The organism is Pedobacter gandavensis (assembly GCF_032677645.1).
Taxonomy (GTDB): Bacteria; Bacteroidota; Bacteroidia; order Sphingobacteriales; family Sphingobacteriaceae; genus Pedobacter; species Pedobacter gandavensis_A.
In genome coordinates this window covers 41,323-67,317 of sequence record NZ_JAVTSB010000005.1, presented here as the reverse complement: position 1 = coordinate 67,317, position 25,995 = coordinate 41,323, and the positions used below count along the sequence as shown (strand labels likewise).

At 40.5% G+C, this 25,995-nt stretch carries 21 protein-coding genes; 12 read left to right on the top strand and 9 right to left on the bottom strand.

Annotated elements, in window-relative coordinates:
• From R2Q66_RS09715 to topA, 3 genes are all read right to left on the bottom strand, one after another.
• Window positions 1-5,562 carry an MG2 domain-containing protein gene (locus R2Q66_RS09715; protein WP_316748303.1) on the bottom strand — a complete coding sequence of 1,854 codons (5,562 nt, stop codon included), beginning with the start codon at window positions 5,560-5,562 and terminating at the stop codon, window positions 1-3.
• A 72-nt stretch (window positions 5,563-5,634) separates the two neighbouring features.
• A complete protein-coding gene (locus R2Q66_RS09710; RefSeq protein WP_316748301.1) occupies window positions 5,635-6,039 on the bottom strand; it encodes a hypothetical protein in 405 nt (134 codons plus the stop codon).
• Window positions 6,040-6,067: 28 nt separating this feature from the next.
• Window positions 6,068-8,650 carry a type I DNA topoisomerase gene (topA, locus tag R2Q66_RS09705; RefSeq protein ID WP_316748299.1) on the bottom strand — a complete coding sequence of 861 codons (2,583 nt, stop codon included), beginning with the start codon at window positions 8,648-8,650 and terminating at the stop codon, window positions 6,068-6,070.
• 304 nt (window positions 8,651-8,954) lie between these two features.
• Here topA and R2Q66_RS09700 point away from each other — a divergent pair, with 304 nt between their 5' ends.
• Complete coding sequence (locus R2Q66_RS09700) at window positions 8,955-9,467, top strand: glutathione peroxidase (RefSeq protein WP_316748297.1); 513 nt, start codon at window positions 8,955-8,957, stop codon at window positions 9,465-9,467.
• Window positions 9,468-9,531: 64 nt separating this feature from the next.
• Here the strand turns inward: R2Q66_RS09700 and R2Q66_RS09695 are convergent, their stop codons facing one another.
• Both R2Q66_RS09695 and R2Q66_RS09690 read right to left on the bottom strand, forming a co-directional pair.
• A complete protein-coding gene (locus tag R2Q66_RS09695; RefSeq protein ID WP_316748294.1) occupies window positions 9,532-9,876 on the bottom strand; it encodes a rhodanese-like domain-containing protein in 345 nt (114 codons plus the stop codon).
• A 212-nt stretch (window positions 9,877-10,088) separates the two neighbouring features.
• Window positions 10,089-10,934 carry a DUF6266 family protein gene (locus R2Q66_RS09690; RefSeq protein ID WP_316748292.1) on the bottom strand — a complete coding sequence of 282 codons (846 nt, stop codon included), beginning with the start codon at window positions 10,932-10,934 and terminating at the stop codon, window positions 10,089-10,091.
• A gap of 804 nt (window positions 10,935-11,738) precedes the next feature.
• Here R2Q66_RS09690 and R2Q66_RS09685 point away from each other — a divergent pair.
• The 5 genes from R2Q66_RS09685 (at window position 11,739) to R2Q66_RS09665 (ending at window position 15,145) form a co-directional block, all read left to right on the top strand.
• Entirely contained in the window at window positions 11,739-11,987 is a 249-nt protein-coding gene (locus tag R2Q66_RS09685; RefSeq protein WP_316748290.1) for a hypothetical protein, read from the top strand.
• Between the two features lie 14 nt (window positions 11,988-12,001).
• Window positions 12,002-12,457 (top strand): JAB domain-containing protein, encoded by a 456-nt coding sequence (locus R2Q66_RS09680; RefSeq protein WP_316748288.1) that lies wholly within the window; start codon window positions 12,002-12,004, stop codon window positions 12,455-12,457.
• 139 nt (window positions 12,458-12,596) lie between these two features.
• Window positions 12,597-13,487, top strand: coding sequence for a magnesium/cobalt transporter CorA (corA, locus tag R2Q66_RS09675; RefSeq protein WP_316748286.1), 891 nt, complete (start codon window positions 12,597-12,599; stop codon window positions 13,485-13,487).
• A 118-nt stretch (window positions 13,488-13,605) separates the two neighbouring features.
• The gene (locus R2Q66_RS09670) at window positions 13,606-14,181 is read left to right on the top strand and encodes a DUF6088 family protein (protein WP_316748284.1); all 576 of its coding nucleotides are present in this window, start codon (window positions 13,606-13,608) and stop codon (window positions 14,179-14,181) included.
• A gap of 10 nt (window positions 14,182-14,191) precedes the next feature.
• Window positions 14,192-15,145, top strand: coding sequence for a nucleotidyl transferase AbiEii/AbiGii toxin family protein (locus tag R2Q66_RS09665; protein ID WP_316748283.1), 954 nt, complete (start codon window positions 14,192-14,194; stop codon window positions 15,143-15,145).
• A gap of 5 nt (window positions 15,146-15,150) precedes the next feature.
• On the opposite strand, the gene R2Q66_RS09660 is transcribed toward R2Q66_RS09665, so the two are convergent.
• Window positions 15,151-15,756, bottom strand: a complete 606-nt coding sequence (locus R2Q66_RS09660) for a hypothetical protein (protein WP_316748280.1) — start codon at window positions 15,754-15,756, stop codon at window positions 15,151-15,153.
• Between the two features lie 215 nt (window positions 15,757-15,971).
• On the opposite strand from R2Q66_RS09660, the gene R2Q66_RS09655 reads away from it, so the two are divergent.
• The 6 genes from R2Q66_RS09655 (at window position 15,972) to R2Q66_RS09630 (ending at window position 23,418) form a co-directional block, all read left to right on the top strand.
• Window positions 15,972-16,517, top strand: a complete 546-nt coding sequence (locus R2Q66_RS09655; protein ID WP_316748279.1) for an RNA polymerase sigma factor — start codon at window positions 15,972-15,974, stop codon at window positions 16,515-16,517.
• 82 nt (window positions 16,518-16,599) lie between these two features.
• A complete protein-coding gene (locus tag R2Q66_RS09650; protein WP_316748277.1) occupies window positions 16,600-17,625 on the top strand; it encodes a FecR family protein in 1,026 nt (341 codons plus the stop codon).
• A 90-nt stretch (window positions 17,626-17,715) separates the two neighbouring features.
• A complete protein-coding gene (locus tag R2Q66_RS09645; RefSeq protein ID WP_316748275.1) occupies window positions 17,716-21,009 on the top strand; it encodes a TonB-dependent receptor in 3,294 nt (1,097 codons plus the stop codon).
• Window positions 21,010-21,019: 10 nt separating this feature from the next.
• Complete coding sequence (locus R2Q66_RS09640) at window positions 21,020-22,381, top strand: RagB/SusD family nutrient uptake outer membrane protein (RefSeq protein WP_316748273.1); 1,362 nt, start codon at window positions 21,020-21,022, stop codon at window positions 22,379-22,381.
• 265 nt (window positions 22,382-22,646) lie between these two features.
• Window positions 22,647-23,189 carry a DUF6934 family protein gene (locus R2Q66_RS09635; RefSeq protein WP_316748271.1) on the top strand — a complete coding sequence of 181 codons (543 nt, stop codon included), beginning with the start codon at window positions 22,647-22,649 and terminating at the stop codon, window positions 23,187-23,189.
• A 40-nt stretch (window positions 23,190-23,229) separates the two neighbouring features.
• Entirely contained in the window at window positions 23,230-23,418 is a 189-nt protein-coding gene (locus R2Q66_RS09630) for a hypothetical protein (RefSeq protein ID WP_316748269.1), read from the top strand.
• Here R2Q66_RS09630 and R2Q66_RS09625 read toward each other — a convergent pair.
• The 3 genes from R2Q66_RS09625 to ribD are packed head-to-tail and all read right to left on the bottom strand — an operon-like array spanning window position 23,415 to window position 25,958.
• Window positions 23,415-24,029: a YigZ family protein gene (locus R2Q66_RS09625; protein ID WP_316748267.1), complete on the bottom strand. Its 615-nt coding sequence runs from the start codon at window positions 24,027-24,029 to the stop codon at window positions 23,415-23,417. The genes R2Q66_RS09630 and R2Q66_RS09625 overlap by 4 nt on opposite strands.
• Window positions 24,019-24,903, bottom strand: coding sequence for an EamA/RhaT family transporter (locus R2Q66_RS09620; RefSeq protein WP_316748265.1), 885 nt, complete (start codon window positions 24,901-24,903; stop codon window positions 24,019-24,021). Before R2Q66_RS09620 ends, R2Q66_RS09625 begins: the two co-directional genes overlap by 11 nt.
• Entirely contained in the window at window positions 24,900-25,958 is a 1,059-nt protein-coding gene (ribD, locus tag R2Q66_RS09615) for a bifunctional diaminohydroxyphosphoribosylaminopyrimidine deaminase/5-amino-6-(5-phosphoribosylamino)uracil reductase RibD (RefSeq protein WP_316748263.1), read from the bottom strand. The genes R2Q66_RS09620 and ribD overlap by 4 nt, the downstream gene beginning before the upstream one ends.
• Between the last annotated feature and the right edge of the window lie 37 nt (window positions 25,959-25,995).

Here is a 25,995-nt window from a genome sequence, read left to right as displayed (position 1 = left end):
CTATTTAATTACCTGTACCCATTTACCTGCTGTAGTGGCGCTAATATTATTATTATACATCGCTTCACACTGTACCGCTGACAAATAGTAACGACCAATATAAGCCGCATTTAACAACACTTTGTAAGTCACCGTTTCATTCTCCCTCAGGTTAAAATAAGTAAAGACACGGTCGTCTCTGATGTCCCTGTAAATGTATGGGGACGAAGCAATCGCACTTTCGGTATCACTGATTCGGGTATTGATAATTTCCCATCCGGAAGGGAAAATCTGCGTTAAAGCCATTTGCTCATAATAGCCCATTTTACCCGGATTCTTAATCGTCACCTCTGCATAGAAATCTGTACTTTGCTTTAACAGCGAGGGATCAATTGCTTTGCCATTTAAGGTTTTATAGCTGATGCTCATATCCAGAGCTTCCGGATTATCCGGAAGGAAAGTATTCTGACCGGCAGCAGGTTGTCCCTGCAAGATCAAACGGGCAAATATCACTCGGTTACCCGTATTAGTAACGGAAAGATAAGGGGCTTTAAAGCTTAAAGGGATACTATTCAGGAAATCTTTAGAATCCTTGCTTCCTTTTTTGCCGTCAACAATATAACTGTATTTCAAATTGTTAGCAGCCGTGTTTGCGCCACAGAACTTCGCAATCGCCAACAGACTGTAAGCCGTAGTTTGCGTGCTATACCATTCGTTGGTGCCTAATTTAGAAGCTACCGGTTGCAATAACTTCGCACCTTCAGATTTACGACCCAATAAAGTCAGGGTTTCTAAAATCATAGCTTCATCTCTTAAATCTGAGCCATAAGTGCCGCCCAATTGCTGATAAGGCTGAACCTCGATAGCCAATCCTTTGGTTAAGCCGTTTGCCGCTGCCGATTGTCCGGCAAGCTGATAAGCCGCTGCCAGGCGCCATTTTGAGGGTACCGACAAGTATTGGAATGCCTTTAGTCTATTCATTGCCGCCATTTCAGGCTTTTTAGCCAATGCAAGCGTATATAACCTGTAAGCCTGAGTAAGATCAGCTCCGTAGAAATTGCTGCTGTTAGGCGCCCAATTTGAAGCTTTACCTTTTAGGTAGCGTAAAAGTTCGTCTAAAATACCCACAGGCAAGCTATACCCGGCGTTTTGTGCTTCGATCAGGAAGTGTGCGCCATAAATACTGCCCCATTCGTCGGCACTGGTTGCACCAGGCCAGTAACCCAGTCCACCGTCTCCGGTTTGGAAAGCACGTAATTTATTGATGCCGGCCTTGATATTTCGTTCTGTAGTCGTCTTTTGTTGCTCCGTAAGCGGTGTTAATTTGTTGAGGAACAACTGTGGGAACACTCCTGAAGTGGTTTGCTCCACACAACCATGCGGATATTGCATCAGGTAACCCAGGCGTTTTTTAAGGTCAATGGGAGGGATGGCCGACAATTCCAGACTTCCGGAGTTACTTCCTGCCATGCCAATTGGCGCATAAGGTTGTGACCAGCTATTGCCAGGCTCAATCACTGCCGATACCACATTGCTGATAAAAGGATTCGGATTACGGATATCCAGTTCCACATCGTAGGCAATTTTCTCTTTGCCACTCTGTGCGATCAGTTTTACTTCCGCAATACCCGTGATCTCAGGAACTTTAATCTCGAAATACGCCATTTGTTCACCTGGTTGTTTAAATACCAGTTGTTGCGTTTTACTACCCACCACTTCCAGATTGCTGGCTTGCAATTGCAGGGTTACATTTTTAAGGTTTTTCTCTGTCGCGAATACCGTTGCTGGCAAGGTAAAGCTTTCTCCGGGGCCAATCACCCTTGGAAGCGTTGCCAGTAACATCAATGGTTTTTTCACCTGTACACTTTTTTCAGTGGAACCGTAAGCACCATCCTGACCAGCGACTACCATTGCCCTAACCGCACCAATATATTGAGGCAGTTTAAACTTATGCGTAGTGCTGCCACCTTTTGACAAACTAAAAGGCCCCATGTATTTCACTACCGGTACAAAGCGATTTGCTTTAGCAGGGTTCAGGTTTCTGTTGACACTACCATCACCACCGATGCTTAAAATTCTTTCCAGATTACCGCCCCAGGCGCCCAAAACATAGTCAAAAAGATCCCATGTTTTAACTCCTAACCCCTCTCTGGCGTAGAAAACCGCATGAGGATCTGGTGTTTTAAACCTTGTTAAATCCAGCAAACCTTCATCTACGATAGCAATGGTATAAGTCATTGCTTTACCATTCTGCTCGCTAACGGTGATGGTGCTTTCCGTTTCCGGCTTCAACTTATCCGCCATTTTGATGACCGGTTTTAAGATCGTTTCCGGGTCTTCAATCAGCAATGGAATCACGCCATACATGCGGATTGGCAAATCATTGACCGTTTGAGCATGTGGCTGTAACAGGGTAATATTGGCAAAAACATTAGGCGTCATGCCTTTCTCTGCCTTAAATTTAAACTGCGTTTGTCCGGCTTTAGTGTCCGTCCAGAAGGTGTTGATCACCCTGCTGCCGTTCTCTATCGAGATCAACGCTTTACCATCTTTGCCGGAAGGAATCGTTAACACGATCTCCTCACCAACTTTAAATTTGGTTTTATTGGCCGTAAAAGACAACATCGAAGCTTCTGTAGGATTCTGTCCTTGCTCGCGTTCTGCCCATCCCGGCCAGTCGATATACACCGATTTACCGGTTACATGACCACTTTTACGGTCTCTAACCAGAATCAGGTAACGACCCCATTCCGGTTCGTCGATCCTTAAATTCCAACTGCCTTTACCGTTTTGCAGGGAAACACTTTCCCTTGTAATCAGTTTATTGTAAGAGTTCTGTGTGAAATTTGCATAAGCATCTTCCTGTTCACGTTCCCACCACCAGCGCCATTGCACTTTATACAATTCTACATCTACGTCTTTACTACCCGCAAGCAGTTGTCCGTCTCTGTTTAGATTGACAATGTCTATTTTATGGTCTTTACCAGTAAGCAACATTCCGGTTAAACGGTCGCCTTCCGGAGTCTTAATTCCGTAGTAATCCGAATATACATGGTAGGGGATACTAAAGTTATCGATACTAAAATTACCACCGGCTTCGAATACCTTGATAGCGAAATTGGCTTTTAACATCCCTGGAGCCAGGTTGTTTTCATTGATGTTCGTGTTAACCACTGCTGTACCATTTTCATTCAGCGTTCCTTCAAAAATGGTTTTCAGCTGCGATTCGAAAACTACTGTTGGATTGTCGAAGCTATACGCCTCATATCCTTTAAAAGTAGTTTTCATGGTATTCAGACTCACATCTACTTTTGCTTTGAGGTGTTTACCCGGAGCTCCGAATAACCAGTTGGCCGATAAAATAGCCGTAGAAGAGGCACCAGAACCCAGATACGGACGATTCCCATAATTGAAATTGATTTTCAACCTGTTCGGCATTACCGTTTCAATTTTAAGGGTTTTGGAGAATACCGCACCACCTGCTTTCACCTTCGCCATCCAGTTACCTGTTGGCGCAGTGCTTTCTGTAGCCGTTCTGAACGCGTAAAATCCATTTAAAGGCTTACCGTTTATTTGTCTTTTAACCAACTGCCCTTTAGGATTGTATAGCTCAAAAGTAACCGGATAAGCACCCGGTAGTTTCTTCAGTTTATCTTCCAGAATGAAGGATAAGAACAGGGAATCTCCGGGACGCCAAACGCCACGTTCTCCGTAGATAAAGCCTTTTAAGCCATGTTGCACCACATCACCAGCCACATCAAACCTGCTCAATGGTAAGGCGTTTTCATCATTTACTTTCAGATAACCACGTTCGTCGCCCATTTTGGCCACCAATAAAAATGGCTTCCTTTTTAAGTTGAGGATGATCATACCATCGCCATCGGTTTTCACCGTTTCAATAACCTGGCGTTGGTAATCCTGTAATTCTATAGACACACCACTCAATGGTTTTGCCGTTAGCAGGTCTGTAGCCACGATCAGCATACTGCCGTCATTGCCACTTTTCGCAATCAGACCGATGTTAGAGGCGATTAGATTGCGACTGGCAAACCTTTCGCTTCTGTAATAAGACTCGGTACAAGGGTTATCCCGATCTTCCCATCTGTAACCACTTGGGTAATAATTATCATATCTCAACCAGAAATCGTCGAATTCGTCCAGGTTATTCCTGCCGTATTCTCCAAATTCATCTTCATTTGTTTCTTTTCCAGTATCTTCCGTTGCTGCACATTTGAAAAGATTATAAGCACTTCTAAAACCAATCGTTACCCGGTACATGGCACCCGGTTCTGTACGGATAATCTTATCCAGATCAAGCGTAAAGCGGTTTTTCTTATGGAGGTTCAAGGATTTATCCTCATCCAGGCGAACGGTCTTCTGCACAATCGGTCTACCAACGCGACGCAATTCCTGATTTCCATCAAATCCATTGGTCTGGAAAAACTGAGGGATGTTGTTTTCGTAAATCTTGATGATCGTTACATCAACGGCCTTTAAATTGACCGCATCAAAAGGTAGTACCAGTTTACCTGAATTTGGAAGAATAGTCCCTTTTCCGGAAATTTCTACAGAAGGAAGTTTGTTCTCGAAAACAATATTGGCAGCTTTGCCGGAAGTCAGCGTTTTATTATTGATGTTTTCTACACCTTCATTAACGGTAAACTCGTAATTACCTTCCAGTTTATCCGGACTATACACTTTAACCTGACTGGCATCAATCGTAAACCTTAGGTTTTGCAATTGCGATAAGGTGATCAGTCCATTCAAATCCTGACCAACATTAACCGGCTCAGAGAACTGAACCAATGCAAAGTCTTCCATGTCCTGAATCGCTTTCATGTTCAGTATTTTGAAAACGCCTTTGGCAGGTACTAACAGTTCTTCCTGGCCCATTCTACCCGCATTAATCGGGTCGCCATTCCAGTCTAAACTTAAACGGACTTCTGATTTACCTTTTGGAATACTGTCTATCGTAAAGCTGGAGGTGTTTTTCGCTGGAAAATGTTGCCATTTTACTTTTAAAGCCCCAGGGAAGTCTACAGTTAAACATTTCTCAATTAGCTTTGGATCTTCCTGATCTGCTGTGTTGATTTCTCCTTTGAGTTTCATGTAATCCAGGGAAGTATTGTTCTGAGAAACCAGTCCTTCCTGGGTCAGATCCAATCCCGGATTAATGACTTTAAAATCGAAATCAAAGTCTTCCAAACCTTTTTCTGTTTGCGTAACTTCATCAAGATGAAAGGTTACGTCGTAAGTTTCTCCGGATTTCAGTGGTTCGTCTGGTCGGAATTCTAAAGTTTGGGAGTCAATCCAATAGGTTTTTCCTTTGATGGAAGGGGAGCTGCTAAACAGATCCCGGGCATCGGCTAAACCAATATCGCCCATGGTTTTCACCTGACTGGCTAATTTGATGGTAATGTTGCTTTTTTTGGAGATAGTTCCTGAGGTATAGGCATCTATGTATTTGGCATAGGCCTGATTATCTTCGTTTCCGGGTTTCTTCCGGAGAAAAAAGAAGGTGGCAAGGCCAATAATGAGGAGCGCAGCTCCGCCAATAAAAAATCCTTTTCGCGTAATTTTCATGTATCTGTTCTTATAGGTAAAGATGGACACGAAAATTACCAAAAAGGATTGGCATCGGAAAGTAAACCGAAATTATTTTATCATTACTCCCGGTTTGTCTACCAGGGGAATATGGATTAGGTTTTCATCAACGATGCTTTCCGGTAGAAAAATGAATTTCTTATCGTACATCACATTGTTCTGGTAATAACTTAACCAATATTCGTTGGTTAGCCCAAGTACTTCCGGAGCAATGGCTTCTACACCCGCAAAGGATTGTGGAAGCACATTTCCCAGAGAATGGCGTAATACAGAGGTTTGCACTTTTCTGCCGTCTTTTTCACCGTAACCTTTAGAACTGATCATTACATTTTCTAAAACGTCATTTTTCAGGTTCACCAGATATACCGTCCAGTTTTTAAACTCAGGACTTTCGCTGATCAATACTACAGCAATGGCAACATCTTCTACTACATTCTCCGGGAGATCTTTTTTCATAATTATGCTCCGTAGGGCTACCTACATTCTATTTCTTTGCTACTGTTTTCTTTTTTGCAGGTGCTTTAGCCGCTTTAGTAGTGGTTTTTGCTGCTGCTTTTTTCTTCGTTACTTTAGGTTCAAACGCATTTGGCACCTGCTCAACGATTAATTTTTTAACCTCTTCCAGAGAAACGGAAGCCAGATCTTCAGGTGTATATTTTTCACCTGTAGCCGGGTTTTTACCAAGTTTCAGCATGTCTTTACCGAAACGGATGAAAGGTCCCCATCTGCCGTTTTCAAGGGCAATTTTTTCGTCATTCCATTGCTGGATGAATCTGTTTGCCTCTTTCTCTACTTTTTTACCAATCAGCTCATTGATGTCTGCGGTAGAAAGCTCTTCGAAGTTATAAGCTTTTGGTACGTTGATGAACAAGTCGTTCCATTTGATGAAAGGACCGAAACGGCCTTTACCTTTAGTGACCGGTAAGCCATCATAATGTGCAACAGGGGCATCAGCAGTAATTTTCTCCTGAATAATCTCGATTGCGCGATCTCTGGTTATCGATAAAGGCTCTTCATTTTTAGGAATAGAGATGTAAGCATCTCCCCATTTCACGTATGGACCAAAACGGCCTACACCTACAGAAACTTCTTTCCCTTCGTAATCTTCCAGTTGGAAAGGAAGTTTGAATTGCTCTAAAGCGTCTTCAAGCGTCACTGTACCTACCGATTGAGATTTAGCTAAACTCGCATAACGCGGTTTCTCTTCATCGTCATTCTGACCGATTTGCACCAATGGGCCAAATTTACCCACTTTAGCATATACGTTCTTTCCCGAAACAGGATCAACACCTAGTAAACGTTCTCCGTTTGCACGTTCTGCGTTTTCTAAAGTAGTTTCTACCTCCTTGTGGAAAGGGGTATAGAAGGAGTGGAGCATTTTTGTCCATTCCTGTAAACCTTGTGCAATCTCATCAAATTCCTTTTCTACATTCGCAGTAAAGTTAAAATCGACAATACCCTTAAAGTGTTCTACCAGGAAGTCGTTTACCACTTCACCTATATCTGTTGGGAAGAGTTTTGATTTCTCTGCACCGGTAATTTCTGTTTTAATCTGCTTGCTCACTTCGCCATTGGCCAATACAATTGACGTAAAAGAACGCTGACGACCATCACGATCTTCTTTCACCACATAACCACGGTTTTGAATCGTAGAAATTGTTGGGGCGTAAGTAGAGGGACGACCGATACCCAGTTCTTCCAGTTTCTTGATCATGCTGGCCTCTGTATATCTTGCCGGCGGACGGGAGAAACGCTCTGTTGCATTCATTTCTCTTAACGTTAATTCCTGACCTTTAGCCAGTGGAGGCAACATTTTGCTGTCTTCCGAATCTTCGATATCATCGTCGTCGCTGGATTCCAGGTATACTTTCAGGAAACCATCAAATTTCAATACTTCACCTTCTGCAACTAAATGCTCTTTGCGGGTACTGATAGCAATCTGTGCGGTCGTTTTTTCAAACTGCGCCTCAGACATTTGTGAAGCAATAGCACGCTTCCAGATCAATTCATACAAACGTTGTTCTGAACTGTCGCCGGTTACGCTATGGTGGTTAAAATAAGTAGGGCGGATGGCCTCGTGAGCTTCCTGTGCGCCTGCTGATTTTGTTTTATAAGTTCTTTGGTGATGGTATTTCTCGCCCCATGCAGAATTAATTTCCGCTGCTGCTGCCAGTAATGCAGTTTCCGATAAATTCACGGAATCGGTACGCATATAGGTGATGTGTCCACTTTCATACAGTCTCTGTGCGATTTGCATCGTTCTCGATACAGAATATCCCAGTTTACGGGAAGCTTCCTGTTGCAAGGTAGAGGTAGTAAATGGAGGCGCAGGGTTTCTTTTTGCTGGTCTGGTTTCTAAACTAGCGACGCTGAATCCAGCTTTGATACAGTCGTTCACGAATTTCTCCGCATCGGCTTCCTGCTCAAAACGCTGTGGCAATTCTGCTTTAACCACTTCTTTACCGGTTCCGGTGCCGAATTGTGCAGATACCTTAAACGCTGCTGTTGCATTAAATTTATTGACTTCTCTTTCTCTGTCTACAATTAAACGTACAGCCACCGACTGCACTCTACCTGCGGATAAAGATGGTTTGATTTTTTTCCATAATACCGGAGAAAGTTCAAAACCTACCAATCTATCTAATACACGGCGTGCCTGTTGGGCATTTACCAGGTTATAATCAATTGTACGTGGATTTTCTATCGCCTTTAATATCGCAGGCTTAGTGATCTCGTGAAATACAATACGTTTGGTTTTATTTTCTTTTAGTCCTAATGTCTCAAATAAGTGCCAGGAAATTGCTTCCCCCTCACGGTCCTCATCGGACGCTAGCCATACCATTTCGGCTTCCTTGGCTAACTTCTTAAGTTCGGCTACTACATGCTTTTTATCGGCAGGGACCTCGTAGGTCTGTGCGAAATTATTATCCACATCGATGCCCATATCCCCCTTAACCAAATCCCGGATGTGTCCGTAACTTGATTTAACAAGGAAATCTTTTCCTAAATACCCTTCGATGGTTTTAGCTTTTGCAGGTGACTCAACTATTAATAAATTCTTCGCCATTCAGAACGTTTTTCTGCAAATAAAGCTATAAATAAGGCTAATTTCAAAATCCGATACGATTTTTATAGTAAATAAATTTGAAAAAGCCACATTTTAAGGGGTATAAAGTGGTGATATCTAGCTTATTTATGGGCTTTACCGGTTGTAATGTGTTTTTTTTCATTTATTGAATACCTTCTGGTTACTTTCGTTTTTTAACTGATTTCAACGTTAGGAAGGGCTTTCTATTACTTTTGACGTTATTATTATATACAAGCAATCTTTTTCTGCTTAACTTCGTTTATACATTTAAAAATATCAAACTATGAATACATTATTAATATTACTGAGCCTGATCTTTACCCCTCCGGCAAAAAGTATTTATGATTTCAGCTTCAAAACCATCGATGGGAAAGAGGTGAAGTTGTCGAAATTCAAAGGGAAGAAAATCCTTATTGTAAACACCGCTTCTAAATGTGGGTTTACACCTCAATACGAGGAACTAGAAAAATTGAGCAAGCAATATGGTAAGGACGTCGTGTTAATCGGATTTCCAGCAGGAAATTTCGGCGGACAAGAACTAGCAACTAATGCTGAAATTCAGGATTTCTGTAAAAAGAATTTTGGAGTTACCTTTTTATTAAGTGAAAAAGTGAGTGTTAAAGGCGAGGATATTAATCCATTGTTCAAATACCTAACCAGCGCGCCAAATCCTGATTTTACTGGTGATATTAACTGGAACTTCGAGAAGTTCTTAATCAATGAAAAAGGAGAATTGGTACACCGTTTCCGTTCTAAAGTGAAACCTTTGAGCGAAGAGATCACTAAAAACTTTTAGTTTCTCAACAAGAATGTTATTTAAACCTGTTTCTTTCGAGACAGGTTTTTTTATGGCCTGATAGTTATAAAAAGTAATTCCTCCATTTCGCAATACCACCTTTTAGGCTGTAAAGCTGTTTTTCCGAGCCGTATTTTTCGTGTAGGGCTTCTGCCGCTGCAACGCTACGTATCCCATGCTGACAAATGAATACGATGTTCTTCTCCGGGATATCTGCTGCTAAAAAGTCGGCAAACTCAGACATAGGTGCTTTTTTGAATATCTCCCCATCTAGTATAGGCACTTCATGATGTTCGCGTACATCTATGATTAATGTAGATGCTTCTTGTTGAAGCGCAGCTAATTGTGTAGTATCAATTTCCGTATATGCAGGTCTCAATGCTGAAGATTTTTGGTGTTCCATTTCCATGCGGCAAATTTACCGTTAAAAACTGGTTTTGCGCAGTGGTTTTTTAAATCGTATGGTAGTGGGTGGGTAGTTGAGCTACGATTACGGTGGTTTCATCTGGTATGATGAAGGACTTGTACATATGTTCATTAGTTCCTTCTGTTCACGTTACGTGAACAGAAGGAACTAATGAACAACAAAGAGATCATATTTAATTTTACAGGATTAGATAACTAATTTGGTTTGTCGGGAATTTGGAGCTTAGGATGAGGCTGGAGCAGGGATTTTAATTTTGCGTTAAGTCTGTTATTCGCTATCTTTTTAGGCATAGCTTTACTTTTGACTACCGGAATATGCTTAGTAACAAGTTGTTTTTTAATAGTTGCATCATCTTTTGCGTTGAAATCAGCGATTTCTGTTTCAGGTATAGATTTCGGTTCTTGCCTTGCTATACTTCCCGCATAAACACTGTCTGAAATTTCAGTTGCATCATCATTAACAAAAGAAATATAGGCCACTACGCGTTCATTTGTTAGATTGGCATCAATCTGTACCCTTTGTTTTCCATCCTTTCTGTGGGAACCACTGAGGATATGCGTGTGCTGATTCTGATCCGGCCAGTAGAGTAATACCATGGCCCGGTCTTTTTGATTTTTCCAGGGTAGATCGGTAGGAACTTCCCAGCTGAATTCAATTTCTGCTCCTACATGCTGTATGGACGGTTTTTCTGCTTTCAAAAGTATGCCCATACTCAACATGGCCTTAGGATAATCAAGTTCAGCATCAGGATATACACCAGTTACCGCATACTTCTTATTATAGGAAACGGCTTCGTTATAGAAGTTTCTGTCGGTATCTACCACTTTTAGCCGGAAACCGACTTTAATAAAGGCACTGATGGGACTTAAGAATTTGTTCACGATGGTCATGCGGTCACAATTGATCTTTCTGGCAGGGCTGAGGCGCTTAGTACTATGACCAATCGTTCTGACAACGTTTTTACCGTTCAGCATATAACCGACTAAATTGCCTACCCGGCCGTTAAATCCACCAAACAGTCCATTTTGTAAACTTCCCATATCGTTGTTGTTTATTGATAAGCAGCTTGTTACCGGTGGTTAATGTAGTCATTCTTTCGGCTTCTGCTCTAGTTGATTTTGATAAAAGTTCAAGACATATTAAATCTAAATACAAGCTCTGGTCATCCTCAATTCATGGTTGAAAGGTCATTTAAACCTATGAAGGATTAATCAACCATTAAGTAACCATGGTTGGATGATGAAGATAATCTAAGCGCATTTGGAGTGCATCCTCAGTGGAGTACGAAGGTAGTATAGGGTGAAAGGCTTTCAAGTAGCCTTTGAGTCACTTATTTCTCTGTTAGTTCGTTAATTAATTATTGATTTATTTTTAATTACGTTTTTACTTAAAATAATCTTAATTAATTTGTTGTTATCGATTTTATTAATAATATTAGTCTTGTAATTAAGTATTAGTAAGAGTCTTATCGTAGTAAAATCTGACACCACAAGATAGGACAGCAGAAAATATCCATATATGTACCTAACCGTGCTTATATTTACACGTCCACGAAAAATGGATGTGAGGGCTGCTGTAATTCCATTTTGTGTAAGGTGTCAGATACTTTAAAATGCTACAATGGTTTGCAGTCCTCACATTTATTTGTGATTACTCCTCCGATAGACTCATTTAAAATCAATGAGTCATGAATCAAAGTAAGAGACCTTTATCAGCTTCAAATTTTATCCTGCTTTCGGCATGGTACAAACAAACTGGAACAAAAGCTCCGGCTCCGGTTTAGCGTACAGAAATCTTTCCGGTTAATAATTCCAGAATATTTCATTCCTTAAAACCTTACCGAGATGGTCAGAATAGAAAACAATAAAATAATTATAGAAGTAGACAAGTTCGAAGACTATGATCATGATTTTATCCATGATTGGCATTTTGACTTAATTCAATTGATGAATTGTGTGCATGTTCTAAAGAATGAACACGATCCTGATCTGTTTTTGCCAAGTTCTTTTTTAAGCATCATACAATTGCAAAAGGCTTTAGTTCCTTCTGTAGATCAAATGAAATTATTATATCCTATATCACCACTAACCTAGACTGGAGGCCATAAATGCGACCTAATTTATATAAAATATCAGAAATACAATTACAATACAAGCCTAAAATAAAAGCAAGTGAGCGGCCTGTTCTAAAATGCACTGAGGATGTTTACCAGATGTTTAAGCAATACTGGAACATGGATCTGATTGAACTGGTGGAAGAATTTAAAGTGATTCTTTTAAACAGGAGCAATGCGGTATTGGGGATTTTAAATGTTTCTACAGGTGGATTGACAGGGGTAATTGCCGATCCCAGGATCATATTTGGTGCCGCACTAAAGAGTGGAGCAAATGGCTTGCTGCTCTGTCATAATCACCCTACCATGACTCTAAAGCCTAGTGAGCAGGATATTGCTTTAACTGAAAAAATAAAGCGGGCAGGGGTGTTTTTAGACATCAATATTCTAGATCATTTGATTATAAATGAGGATAATTATTTCAGTTTCAAGGGTGCAGGATTATTGTAGGCAGTAATACCATTATTAAGGCAGTAGCATGATTTAAGCGCATTGTGCTATTGACCTTTAAAAAAGGATTTGCCCCAAGCAGAACAATGGCCTTCATGTTGGTGTTTAACTTACTATTATCTGTAAATTAAAGAAATGTATGATCAATAATCTTGCTGAACACCAGAAATTTGAATGGATCGACCTGACCGACCCAACTACTGAAGAGCTTTCTGGTATCGCTGAAAAATACAATTTACATCCTGCTTTGGTAAGCGACTGTCTCCAACCGGATCACTTGCCAAAATATGAAAGAATGAAAGATTACGCTTTCATCATTTTCAGAATTCACACCAACAATAACGTTGCAGAGGCTGATACTATTCAGGAACTTACTCATAAAATAGCCTTTTTTTATTCAGCTAATTTTCTGATCACGGTTCACCGCAGGTCACATGAATTGTTAAATCCCATTACGGAACTTGTCAAAACTCAAAAATGTGAAAGCAGTCTTGAGCTCTTGAATCTATTGATCAGTGCCTGTTTGAATACTTATACAGACCCTTTAAATAAATTAGCTAAATCTGTTGATTATTATGAAGAAATCGTTTTTTTAAGACCAAAAAAGGCTCCCTTGCTAAAAGGTCTTTACTACTTAAAGCGTAAAATTGACCTGCTGAAAAGAATGCTGATTTTGTCTTTTGATATTATCGATGCCCTGGATGCCGAAGAAGGAAATGTGAACACCAGAGACACCCGTGATCTGTATGTGAAACACCAGAGCATGCTGGATTCACTTGCTGAGAATATCCACCAATTGCTTGCCATATACTTTTCTGCTTCTTCTCAGAAAACCAACGAGATTATGCGGGTTTTGACCATCTTTTCGGTGTTCTTTATGCCGCTAACCTTTATTGTCGGAATCTACGGGATGAATTTCGAATTTATGCCGGAATTGCGCTGGAAGATGGGGTATCCTGGAGTGATGAGCTTGATGGTGGTGGTTACGGTAGGAATTTACTTCTGGTTTAAAAGAAAAGGATGGTTGTAGAATCCAGCTTATCTAGTTTGTAAATGAATGGGTTACGATTACTCATGAGTAGGTATTTTGCATGATTTTTAAATAAAAATTCATACATTTACTTATCTTTGTAAATAAAGGAAAGGTTATGTCGAAATTAATGGAATTGAAGAAACATTTGAAGAGAGGGCAGGTTTATCGCCGCATAGATTTGACAAAGTGGTCTAAGTCTGTGGATAGGCATCTTGATGAACTATTGGAAGATGGCACTTTGCAGAAACTTTCGCATGGATTATATTATTATCCGAAGGTTACCGTATTCGGAGTTGCTCCCCCTGATGAGGATCAGCTGGTTCGCTCTTTTCTAAATGATGACAGATTCCTGTTGACTTCCCCAAATGCTTACAACAGCCTGGGGGTTGGTACAACGCAACTATATAATACGCGTATAGTTTATAACCATAAGCGACATGGAGAGTTTAAACTGGGCAATAGAGTATTCAATTTCAAGATGAAACCTCATTTCCCTAAACAACTAACAACTGAATTTTTATTGGTTGATTTGGTCAATAATCTGGATACCCTTGCAGAAGATAAACATTTAATAATGGATAATGTCTTGGCTAAAGCGAAGGTGATGGACGTTGAAAAACTAAGCAAGTCTGTATCACAATATGGTACTATAAAAGCGAAAAAGGTCTTTGCATCTGTTTCAAGTACCTAAAAAATAAGTTATGCCTCCAGACTATCTTCATAACCATAAAGAATTCCCGACATTACTTGCTATTCTTGAATCTGAAACGGGAATATTAGCTGGGCTAATTGAAAAGGATTACTGGATAATGCATGTGCTTTATGGGCTAAAGTCATTTGGCTTCGATTTCGAACTCAAGGGTGGTACTTCATTATCTAAGGGGTATCAAATCATTAATCGTTTTTCTGAAGATATTGATATTCATATCAAGCCACCAGCAGCGTTTGGAATTAATGAAAATCCGAAGAATTCTAAACCTAAAAATGTCAATGCAAGAAGGTTGTTTTATGACTGGTTAGCTGTAACCATAAAAATAGATGGCGTTGTTTCGGCTACAAGAGATGTTACTTTTGATGATTCGGTATATTACCGTAGCGGAGGAATCAGGCTACATTACAATAGTGAAATTGAACAAATAGCAGGAGTGAAGCAAGGAATTCTTCTAGAAGCAGGTTTTGATACGGTTACTCCAAATAAGAAGATCACCATAAGTTCCTGGGCATACGAAAGAGCAAAACAAAACTCAATTGACATAATAGACAACAGAGCATTAGATGTCTTTTGTTATCACCCCGGTTATACGTTTGTTGAGAAACTTCAAACTATTGCCACCAGGTTCCGGCAGGAACAAACGGATGAAAAGGAACGTCCTAACTTCATGAGGCAGTACTATGATGTTTATTGTCTTTTAGGAGATACTGATGTTCAAAGTTTTATTGGTACTCAAGAATATGAAGCACATAAGGTAGAAAGATTTCCTAAGCAAGACTTAATCGTTCCGCTATTAGAAAACATGGCATTTTTGCTTGATGATAAAATAATCAGAACTGAATATAGACGCAGATATGAAACTACAAAGGCCTTGTACTATAACGGACAACCTGATTTTGATGAAATAATGAATAGGATAAGAGATAATCTGGCGAAATTGTAGCTTCATTACCATCGCAAAAGGCTATTTGTTACCCGTTGAGCTTTGATCATTTCATTATTCTGGTGCATCATGCGTGTGTTTTGATTGATTTGAAACTGCTGGTTTTTTAATTGCTGAAATTTAAACAGCTCATCTTCATAAAGATTAAAGCCTTCTTTTAGTGTATCTATTCTTTTATTTACAAAATAATTGCCAATAGCACCTACCGCTTGCAGGGTTCTGTATTTCTCTGGCAACACCGTAAAACTATCCAACTCTGCGACCAGATTATTCATTTTTTCAGATAACCTTAATAGTTCTGGCTGGATATCACGCTTTAGCCTTTTCCTTTTAAAATAATCTAAGACATCGCCAATTAGGAACCTAATGACTACAAAGCTAAGTGGTGCAACAACGGTTATAGCAGTCCATTCTGTTTTAGGGCCAGAACCAGTGGTTAAAATCCACATCATAAAAAGCGTAACAGCCACTGCTAACAGGTTAAAAACGCCCTTTCTGTTGTAATTTTGAATCTCAAACTGATGTTGCCATCTTTTATTATCGAGAGTTACATAATCTGAAATTAAAGCTCTAGAGCTTTTCAAATTACTAAATATATGTGCTGGTTCCATCTCTGTTAATTTCTTATTATGATTTTACTAAGATACGATTGGAAATGTTTATTTACAACTATACCTAATGCCTAAGAATTTGTTATACCCGAGACGTCGCAATTTCAGGAAACAGGAAACCAGTACTTGGCAGGAGCGCGCAGAACCATTCTTTTAATCAGAATTAACACTATATTTAGTTTTGGCTAATATGAATCTAATAGTTTTGTACAGCAATGTTGAGCTATATCCATAATTTAAAATCGGGCAATCATGAGTCTTTTGAAATAGTATTTAAACTATCTCACAAAAAGGTTTATGGCTATTTTTTTAAGAAGACAAACGATGAAGATATGGCTCAGGAGCTTACTCAGCTAGCTTTTATCAAATTATGGAACTTCAGGCATACGCTATCCGAAGAACATGAGCTGGATGTACAGTTGTTCCGGATTGCGAGAACCACCTTGCTTGACTACTTCAAAAAGCTGAGTAACGATGAGCGGAATCTTAAGCTTTACTATAACAGTATTCCCGAAGCTTCTGCTGAACAAAATCAAAAGTTCGAGATCAACCAGCAACTGGAAGTCGCATTAAGTGTGCTTCCTCCAACCCGAAAAAAGGTGTTTATTTTAAGTCGCTTACAAGGGTACTCGTATAAGGAAATCTCTGAGCAACTCGCTATTTCGCCGAGAACGGTAGAAAAACACATTTCACTGGCCATAAAACAGCTCGATGGTTGTGCTTATGTTCCGGTATTTATCCTACTGGCTAAATTTCTTTAGGTTCAGCCTTCTTATCTGTGCGGCTTTTAAATATATTTTCATGGCGTTACGGGTTTCCCCCTAATTGAATCGTATTGGTAGTATGAGTGTGTCTGAACAGTTGTTAACTAAATATTTTAAAGGACAGTGCAGCCCCGAAGAAAAGCTTCAGGTGTTGAACTATTTAAATGATTTGGAGGACCTGCCGGATCATTTATTGAGCAAAGCAGAATGGGACGAAACCAGCGATGCAGCAATCGATGAGCAGAAAACGGAAGAAATCTTTAGCGCAATAAAAAAGCAAACGCTTGCTAAAGTTTACCGGTTAAAATGGCTGAAAATCATTTCCGTTGCTGCAATTGTGTTGGTTGTACTTACCGTTGGGCTTTTAAATATAAACCAGGATAGCCCGGGGTTACCAAAAAAGATCAATCAGGTGGTAAAGGTGGAAAATAAGAGCGCTATCCAGTGGAAGTCGGTTGTAAATTACACCGATCATCAACAATTAATTCATTTACCCGATGGCTCTACTGTTAACCTATTTCCGGGAGCAGAGCTGAGGTATGCTTCGCCATTTGTGAAAAACAAAAGAGAAGTTTATTTGAATGGGAAGAGCTTTTTTGAGGTTGCAAAAGATAAGAATAGTCCTTTTGTGGTGTATGCAAAGGGGATTTCGACAACCGCACTGGGCACTTCATTTACCATTACCGCTTTAAACAATAGCAAACTCATAAAAGTAGTGCTGCATACGGGGAAGGTTTTGGTGAAAAGCCTGGACTCCATCACTACGATTTCGCCATTTACAGCCGTTTTATTGCCGGGCAAGGAGTTGGTTTACAACAGTGGAGCTAACAAAATGAGTGTTTCTGATACAAAAACCTTCCTTGTTAAAAAGGGAGCTGCCATAAAAGAGTTGAATTTCCAGCAAGCTTCATTGATTGATGTCTTTGATCAACTGGAAAAACATTATAAAGTTAACATCGTTTACGACCGCGCTGATTTGGCCGAAATGTCCTTTACCGGAACTTTAAAACTTACACAGTCTATAGATACGATACTTGAAGAAATTGCCGAATTAAACAAACTAAACCAACTAAAAACAACCAACGGTTATCTGATTAAAAAGTAAATCCAACCCTATTATTTTAAACCTGATGACTCGCTGAAAACAGCGGGAATGGGAACCCTTTTGCCTAAAAACCAATCAAATAAATAAACTATGCTTAAAAAATTTACTACACACTTGTTCTTTTGCCTGCTGATGTTATCAGTATCGACAAAGGCCTGGGCTCAAACTTCTGAGATTACCGGGATTGTAAAAGATGAAGCGGGGCAGCCCTTACTCGGGGCCTCCGTACTTTTACTGAACACAAAAACCAATGAAAAGAAAGGGGCGATGGTGAATTCGTCCGGACAATTCTCGATAAAAGGCCTTTCGGCCAATGTGCCTTACAATATCAGCGCTTCTTACATTGGCTACGAGACGAAAACGATCAGCAATTATATCCTTAAACCTGGCGAACAGGCCACTTTGCTGATTCAGTTGAATCCCAATGCCAACAATCTTTCAGATGTGGTGGTGGTGGGTTACGGAAGTCAGAAGAAGAAGGATGTAACCACTGCGATTTCCAGTATCAAAGCTTCGGATATTGAAAACCAGCCGATCAGTAATGCGGCAGAAGCAATGGTTGGAAAGATGGCTGGTGTACAGGTTTCTCAGGGTTCTGGCGCTCCTGGTGGTGCGCTTAACATCAAAGTGAGGGGCGTAGGGACAATTACTGCCGGCTCTAATCCACTGTATGTAATTGATGGTGTACCAATATCAAATGACAATATTAACACTTTAAATACCAATGATATCGCTTCTATTGAGGTGTTAAAAGATGCTTCTTCGGCTGCAATTTATGGCTCCAGAGGTTCTAACGGGGTCGTGTTGATCACCACAAAACAAGGGAAAAATGGTGCAACTACCATTAATGTTAATAGCTATACAGGTTGGCAGACTTTGGCGCACAAAATCAAAATGATGGATGCTTATCAGTATGCACAAATGGTTTTAGAATCCAGGAACAACTCCTATGTAGATGTGATGCAGGCGAACAATAGAAAGTATGCTGATAAGGGCCAGCCTTTGGTTAATTTCAGTGTAAATGATAACAATGCGACTCGTTTAGTGAACACTGGCAACAATACCAATACGGTGATGCCCCTGGAGATTTTACCTTATTTAAACGGTCAGCCGGGCTTAACGAATACCGATTGGCAGGATCAGATCTTTAGAACAGCGCCAATTCAAGACCATTCGATTTCGGCTGCCGGTGGCTCTGAGTTGATGAGGTATTATGGTTCCCTGGAATATTTTGATCAGGATGGGATCATTTTAAACAGTGGTTTTAAGCGTTATAGTGGTCGGATTAACCTGGAGGGTAAAAAAGGAGCGGTTAAGTTTGGCGTTAATTTTAGTCCTTCGGTGATCAATGAAAAGAGAGTAAATGCGAATGGTGCTTACAACTCTAATGGTGGCGGTATTGTAGCCTCAGCCTTGCATTACGCACCGATTTTCCCGGTATACAATCCAGATGGAAGCTATAATTTTGACCAGAACGCCTGGAGTGCGGGTACGAAAACTCTTTTGCCAGGTGATAAAAGTGCCGACGGAAATGGTGGTACGCAAGCCTGGAATCCGGTTGCATTGGCCATGCTTCAAAAAGATGATGTGGCAGCGACAAGGATGACCGGAAGTGCTTTTCTGGAAGCCGAATTGTACAAAGATTTGAAATATAAGATTCAGTTGGGGGTTGATTTGTTCAACAGCACGGAAGATATGTTCAGGCCTTCTACATTTCCACAATCTAATACCGCAGGAAATCCGCTTTCTGAGGCAACAGGCTCTTCACGCACCATTAAAGAAACCAATTGGCTGATTGAACAAACGTTAAATTATGCGAAAACTTTTGGAGATCATAGTCTAAATGCTTTGATCGGTTTCTCTACACAGAAAGATGATTTGGCTGGTAATTATGCTTTTGCTTCCAAAGGATTTATCAGTGATCAGGTAGAATTTATTAAGGCTGGTTTGGTTACAAATGGTACAGGAACCAGAACACAATGGGCCCTGGCTTCCGGTATTGCCAGATTGCAGTATAGTTACAAAGGGAAATATTTGTTTACAGGTTCGATGAGAGCTGATGGTTCTTCTAAATTCGGGAAGAACAACAAATGGGGATATTTTCCTTCGGCATCGCTGGGTTGGAGGTTGTCAGAAGAGGACTTCCTGAAAAATTCGGAAACTATCTCTGACCTGAAGTTAAGGGCTAGTTATGGTTTAACGGGTAATTTTAACATTCCGAATTATGCCGCTCAGGGGGCGATGAATAATTATGGTTATGTGTTTGGTGGTACGCCTCCGGGCGTAATTAATGGTGCGGCGCCAATTGCCAAACCAAATGATGACTTACAATGGGAAAAAACGGCACAGCTAAATGTAGGTTTTGATGCTGCTTTTTTCAAGAATCAATTGACTTTATCCGTAGATGTTTACAATAGTAACACCAATAACCTGTTGCTGGATGTACCAGTGCCTATTTCTACAGGTTTTGCTACAGAATTGAAAAACATTGGAAAGGTGAATAATAAAGGGATCGACATCAATTTAGGTACGCAACAGCAGTTTGGTGCGCTGAAGTGGTCGGCTAACGGAAACTTCTCAAAAAACATCAATAAGGTGGTAGAGCTGGGGCCGGGTAATGCTGATATTGTTAAAACAGGTTCGGTATCCAACGCTTATTTTATCACTCGGGTGGGAGAGGCTATTGGTTCTTACTATTTGCCGGTAGTTTTAGGTGTATTTAAAAACCAGGCGGAAGTGGATGCTTATCCTCATTATACCGATACCCAGGGTAATTATGATGTGAATACTTCGAAGCCTGGAGATTTCAGGTTTAAAGATGTAGATGGAGACGGGGTGATTGATCTAACAAAAGACAGGGAGATTGTAGGGAACTACCTGCCTAAATTTACCTATGGTTTTGCAACTTCTTTTGAATATAAAGGGATTGATTTAAATGTGGCCATGCAAGGGGTTTATGGGAATCAGATTTTAAACCTTTCCCGCAGGTATTTTGCTAATAAAGAGGGTAATATGAACAATATGATTAGTTCCCTGGACAGGTGGAAGTCTCCGGAAGATCCAGGTAGTGGTCAGGATGTAAGGGCTAACCGTGCGGCCAAAGGTAGCAACGGAACGACCTCAACCTGGCATGTTGAAAACGGTTCTTATCTACGTATCCGTAACATTGCTATGGGCTATACTTTACCTGAAAACCTGGTTAAAAAGCTGGCTTTGACGAAAGTTAGGGTTTATGTAGCGATGCAAAATCCTTTCACTTTTACCAAATATACCGGCTATAATCCAGAGGTAACCAATCGTAGCGATGCGATTACAAACGGTGAGGATTATGGAGTTTATCCAACCGCAAAAACAACATCAATAGGCATCAACATCACTTTATAATATTAGAAAGATGAAAAAATATATCATATTTATTTGTGGTTTAATGATCACAGCGAGTTCCTGCAAGAAGTTTTTAGATTTAAAACCACTCGATTCATATACGGAAGAGACTTTTTATGTGGATGAAAAAGGGCTGCAAGGCGGACTTGTTGCTTGCTATGACGCTTTGCAAAGTGATAGTCTTTATGGGAACAATATGCTGACTTTAGGTGAGCTTCGTGGCGACAATCTGGTTGATAATGATCCGGGATCGGGTGCTGGTGTTCGGAATCAGATTGAGGTTTTTGCCGAAACTTCGGCCAATAGTATCCTTTCTGCCACTTGGATGGGCAATTACAAAGCGATTTACCGCAGTAATATCATTTTAGACCGCGCGCCGGTGATTACCATGAGTGAGAATATAAAGAACCAGATCATTGGTCAGGCGAAATTTATCAGGGCCTTAAGTTATTTCAATTTAACGCGGATCTGGGGTCAGGTTCCCCTGGTGTTAAAGGTACAGAAAACGGAGGAAGCCAGAGCAAATACACGGGCTACTACGGCACAGATTTATCAGCAGATGATCGATGATTTGAAGGACGCGGCAACTAAACTTCCGCCAACCTGGACTGATGCGCAACGCGGAAAAGCGACGAGTTATGCAGCTACAAGTTTGCTGGGTAAGGTTTATCTGTACCAGAAGAAGTTTGATCTGGTTGCGGCTACTTTACAACCTGTTGTAGCCGCCATTTATAGTGGTACAACCTTAGCTACGGTGCCGCAAAACGTCACTTTTCCAAATAGTCTGAAAACGAGCAAGGATGTGATTTTCGCGGTGCAGTACCTGATGGGTGGAGTAAAAGAGTTTGTAAACCAGGATAACCGCTATAGAAATAACAACAATACAAATATCATTAGTATCCCGCAATCGCTGTTTGAAACCGGTGATAACCGTCAGGCTTTAGTGGCTGGCACAGGAACGGGCGCCAGACCTGGGAAGTTCAATTCTCCTCAGTTAAACAACGAAACCAGTGGTGATTTTCCGGTGTTACGGACAACCGATGTGTTGCTGATGTATGCGGAAGCTTTAAACGAGACTGCTTACGGCAATACGGAGGCGTTTAAAGCGCTGAACGCGGTTCGGACAAATGCAAATGCATCTGTTAAGACTGCTGCCTTGTTGACTAATCAGGGGCAATTTAGAACCGCAGTTTATTTAGAAAGAAGGCTGGAACTGGCTTTGGAAGCTGATCGCTGGTTTGATATTGTAAGAACGAACCAGATGGCGGCTATTTTTCCGGGAATTCCTGCTTTCAGGAGTTTGTTTCCGGTGCCACAGGTTGAAATTGATAACATTAATAATAAAAGTGGCTATCAGAATGATGGCTATTAATTAGGTAAGAATTTTCATTTGATCACCGGTATCTTTTTGGAGTAATGGTTTTTGTTAGCCATAACTTCAAAAGGATACCGGTTTTTTGGTTTAAAAAGGAATTGTATTTAAGCGGGTTGTTTCTTTTGACTATATCGTTTCTGGATATAAGTGCTGTGGCTGGTTTTGTTTATCTTTATAATCACTTATGTTAATTGTTGTAATTCACAATTAACAACAGCGTCTGATATTGGTTATTTTTGTGCTAACTAAATCAATATCACTTATGCGGGTTACAATTAATTTTGATGATATATATGAAGTATATCCAATGATTGGCGAGCAGGATAACAAGAGGTTCTATGCCCCACAAAAAGATGGCAGTATCAGGGAACTTTTGGTCATCATAACGGAATATCCAGATCCGGATTTACCCAATGTATTTAACCTGGGTTTTGGTCCTCCGAATGACGATGGAGGTTTCATAGATAATGTTCGGTTATGGCATAAAAACCTTAATAAGGTGTTTTCTACGATATTATTCATTTCCCTTTCCTTTTTGAAACAACACCCTTACATGGCTATTGGTCTGGATGGTTCTGATGATTTGAGGACTAGATTCTATCATTGCGTCCTTAAACAGAATAGTGTTTACCTTAAAAGTTATTTTATGCCTTTTGGTATAGATTGGTATGTTAGAATATTTCGGAATGGGAGCTATGAACAAAACCCTGATGGTAGTTATATTGACAGGCCACTACTTATGGATTTCGATTCCAATCGTGAAAATAGAGATCTATATAGATATTACGTATTTATATTAAGGTAAAATATTTTGTTTTATAGATATAAACAAATATATTCACAATATGAAAAAACAGACAGAAGAAAAACCAGATCAATTAGCCAATACACCAGTTCCTAATAAGGTTTTTGTTGCAAGACCTCCAAGAGCCAGACCCTTAAATAATCCACGGAAGCTTGTCCGCACAAAGGAAGAGGGAGCATATTTTATGGCCCAATTGGATATGCTTCGTAAACTGCATCAAAACACTTAAACCGTATGCAGATAACTAACTTTGACCCCTTCAATCTTTTCAATTTTCCCTAAGACCTGGTTAAGTTGTGCTTTTCTGACTTCAAACGTAATCGTGCAGGAGTTATCGAACTCCTGAGAAAGGATGTGGAGTTGTTCTTCCTTGAATAAACGCATCACATCGTTCATGTTTAAGTAATCGAAGGTAAGCTCATAAACATCGTTCACGGTTTTTTCAACGATCTCAGCGGCTTGTATGGCTTCAATAGCTGCTGATTTATAGGCATTGATTAAACCTGGTACACCTAATAGTGTTCCTCCGAAATAACGGACTACAACGATCAGGATATTGGTGATGTCGGCAGAGAGCAGGGCGTTTAAAATTGGGCGTCCGGCAGTTCCGGAAGGTTCTCCATCGTCCTGGATTCTGAAAATGGAACGGTCAGGACTTAAACGTAAGGCCCAGCAAAAATGTCTGGCTTTTCCATGTTCCGAACGCAATTGGGCAAGTATGGGTTTTACCTCGGCTTCCGAACGGATAGGATAAGCAAATGCAATAAATTTACTGCCACGGTCTTTAAATAAACCTTCGGAAGGGGCAGTTATGGTTTTATAGGTATCGTCAAATAGCATGAAACTGAGATAAGGTAATGAAAATGATGGCGATTAAGGCCAGGGCAAGTCCGATGTAGTTGAGCTTATTCAGCTTTTCTTTAAATAGGAGTATGCCTACAAAACTGCCCAGAATAATCACGCCAATATTCATTGCAGCGAACACGGTAGATGGATTTTCGGCCATTGCCCGGTGTGCTTTCAGGTAAAAAAGGATGTTTCCAAAGTTGAAAAGACCGAGTACTGCGCCACAGGCCAGATTAACCAGTTCCAGTTTTTGCTTTTTAATAAGCGCCAGATACAGGATAGCCAGGAGCGACAGGATAAATGAAATGGCAAAGGTCAGGATTAAAGAACTGGTATATGGAAGGTCTTTAATTTGTGCGATTTGCTTAAATAAAATGTCGATAAAGCCAAAGCCGAAGAAAACGAGTAATGGATAAATCCAGTTACCTCCGGATGAAGGACTGTTCGATTTGGCAAGGTTACCTGGTTTGCGATAAAGCGTGAATATGATGGCAGTAAAGCCGAAGCATAATCCGAGGATTTTTAAAGTGTTAAACTGATCTCCAAATAGGAAATAAGCTGCCAGAATGGAAATAAACAAGGACAATCGCTGTGCGATATCCGTCTTCGCGATACCTATACTTCTGATAGAAGCGCCAAGGAACCAAAAGACAAGGGGCAATAAAACGCCTAGTCCGAGGTAAATTGGTGATATTTTGGCAGCGGTCAGTTCAGAGATGCCGGGTTTGAAAAAGAAGAAACTCAGGGCAATTGCGAACAGGTAGTTCCAGGTGATGGCTTGTAAGATATTGATTTTATACCTGCGTGCCAACTTTAGAAGTGCGGCTACGGTAACACTGCAAAAAATGCTGATGATTAAATAGATCATGCTTCGCGGTTATTTTGGTAGATATACAATTGGTCATTGCCGATTTGATGTTGGGCGGTAATGGTTTGACTGATTTTAGGTGCAGGAATACCATCCGACCAAGAATGTTTTGAAGTAAACACACGGGCTTCGTCCCATAATCCGGCTTCAATAAACGGGTTGAGCAATTGCGCTCCGCCATCTATAATCACCGATTGTATGTCCATTAAGTACAGTTGAAAAGCCATCTTTTGAGGAAGGTAAAAAGACATATCTTCCATTTGAATGAAGTGTATGTTACCGACTACATCGGTTTTAACTTCATTAAAGATGATGGTTTTTGCAGCGTCGTTGTAAATATGATGGGTGTTTGGGACTTCCAGATTACGATCTATTACGATACGGATTGGATTTTTCCCCGGCCATTCACGGGCGTTCAGCTGTGGATTGTCGACCATTGCAGTTCTTTTACCTACAATAACGGCATCTTCTTCGGTTCTCCATTTATGAACCAGGCGTTTAGCCAGTGGCCCGCTGATCCATTTTTGCTCATTATCGACCGGTGCAAAATAGCCATTGGCTGTGCTGGCCCATTTTAATATGATATATGGTCTTTGCTGACGGATTCTTGTAAAAAAACGACGATTTAAATGAGCACATTCTTCATCGAGTACACCGGAAACTACGGAGATTCCTGCATTTTTCAATTTAGTAATGCCTTTGCCGTCTACCGCATCAAAGGGGTCTTTGTTGCCGATTACGACTCTTTTTACCTGATGTTTGATGAGCAAATCTGCACATGGTGGCGTTTTCCCGAAATGGGCGCATGGTTCCAGACTCACATAGGCAGTTGCTTTTTTGAGCAACAATGCCGCTTCTGTTTCCCCATATTTCGCAAATACTGCTTTTATGGCGTTTACTTCGGCATGTGCTTCACCGATTTTCTCATGGTATCCTTCTCCAATAATGATTCCATCTGCTACAATCACACAACCCACCATTGGATTCGGACTAACGTTTCCGGAGCCAAGAATAGCGAGCTCCAAACATCTTTTAATATATAATTCGTCGGCCATTGCCGTAAAAGTAAGGTATATTGTTCGATTTACTTAC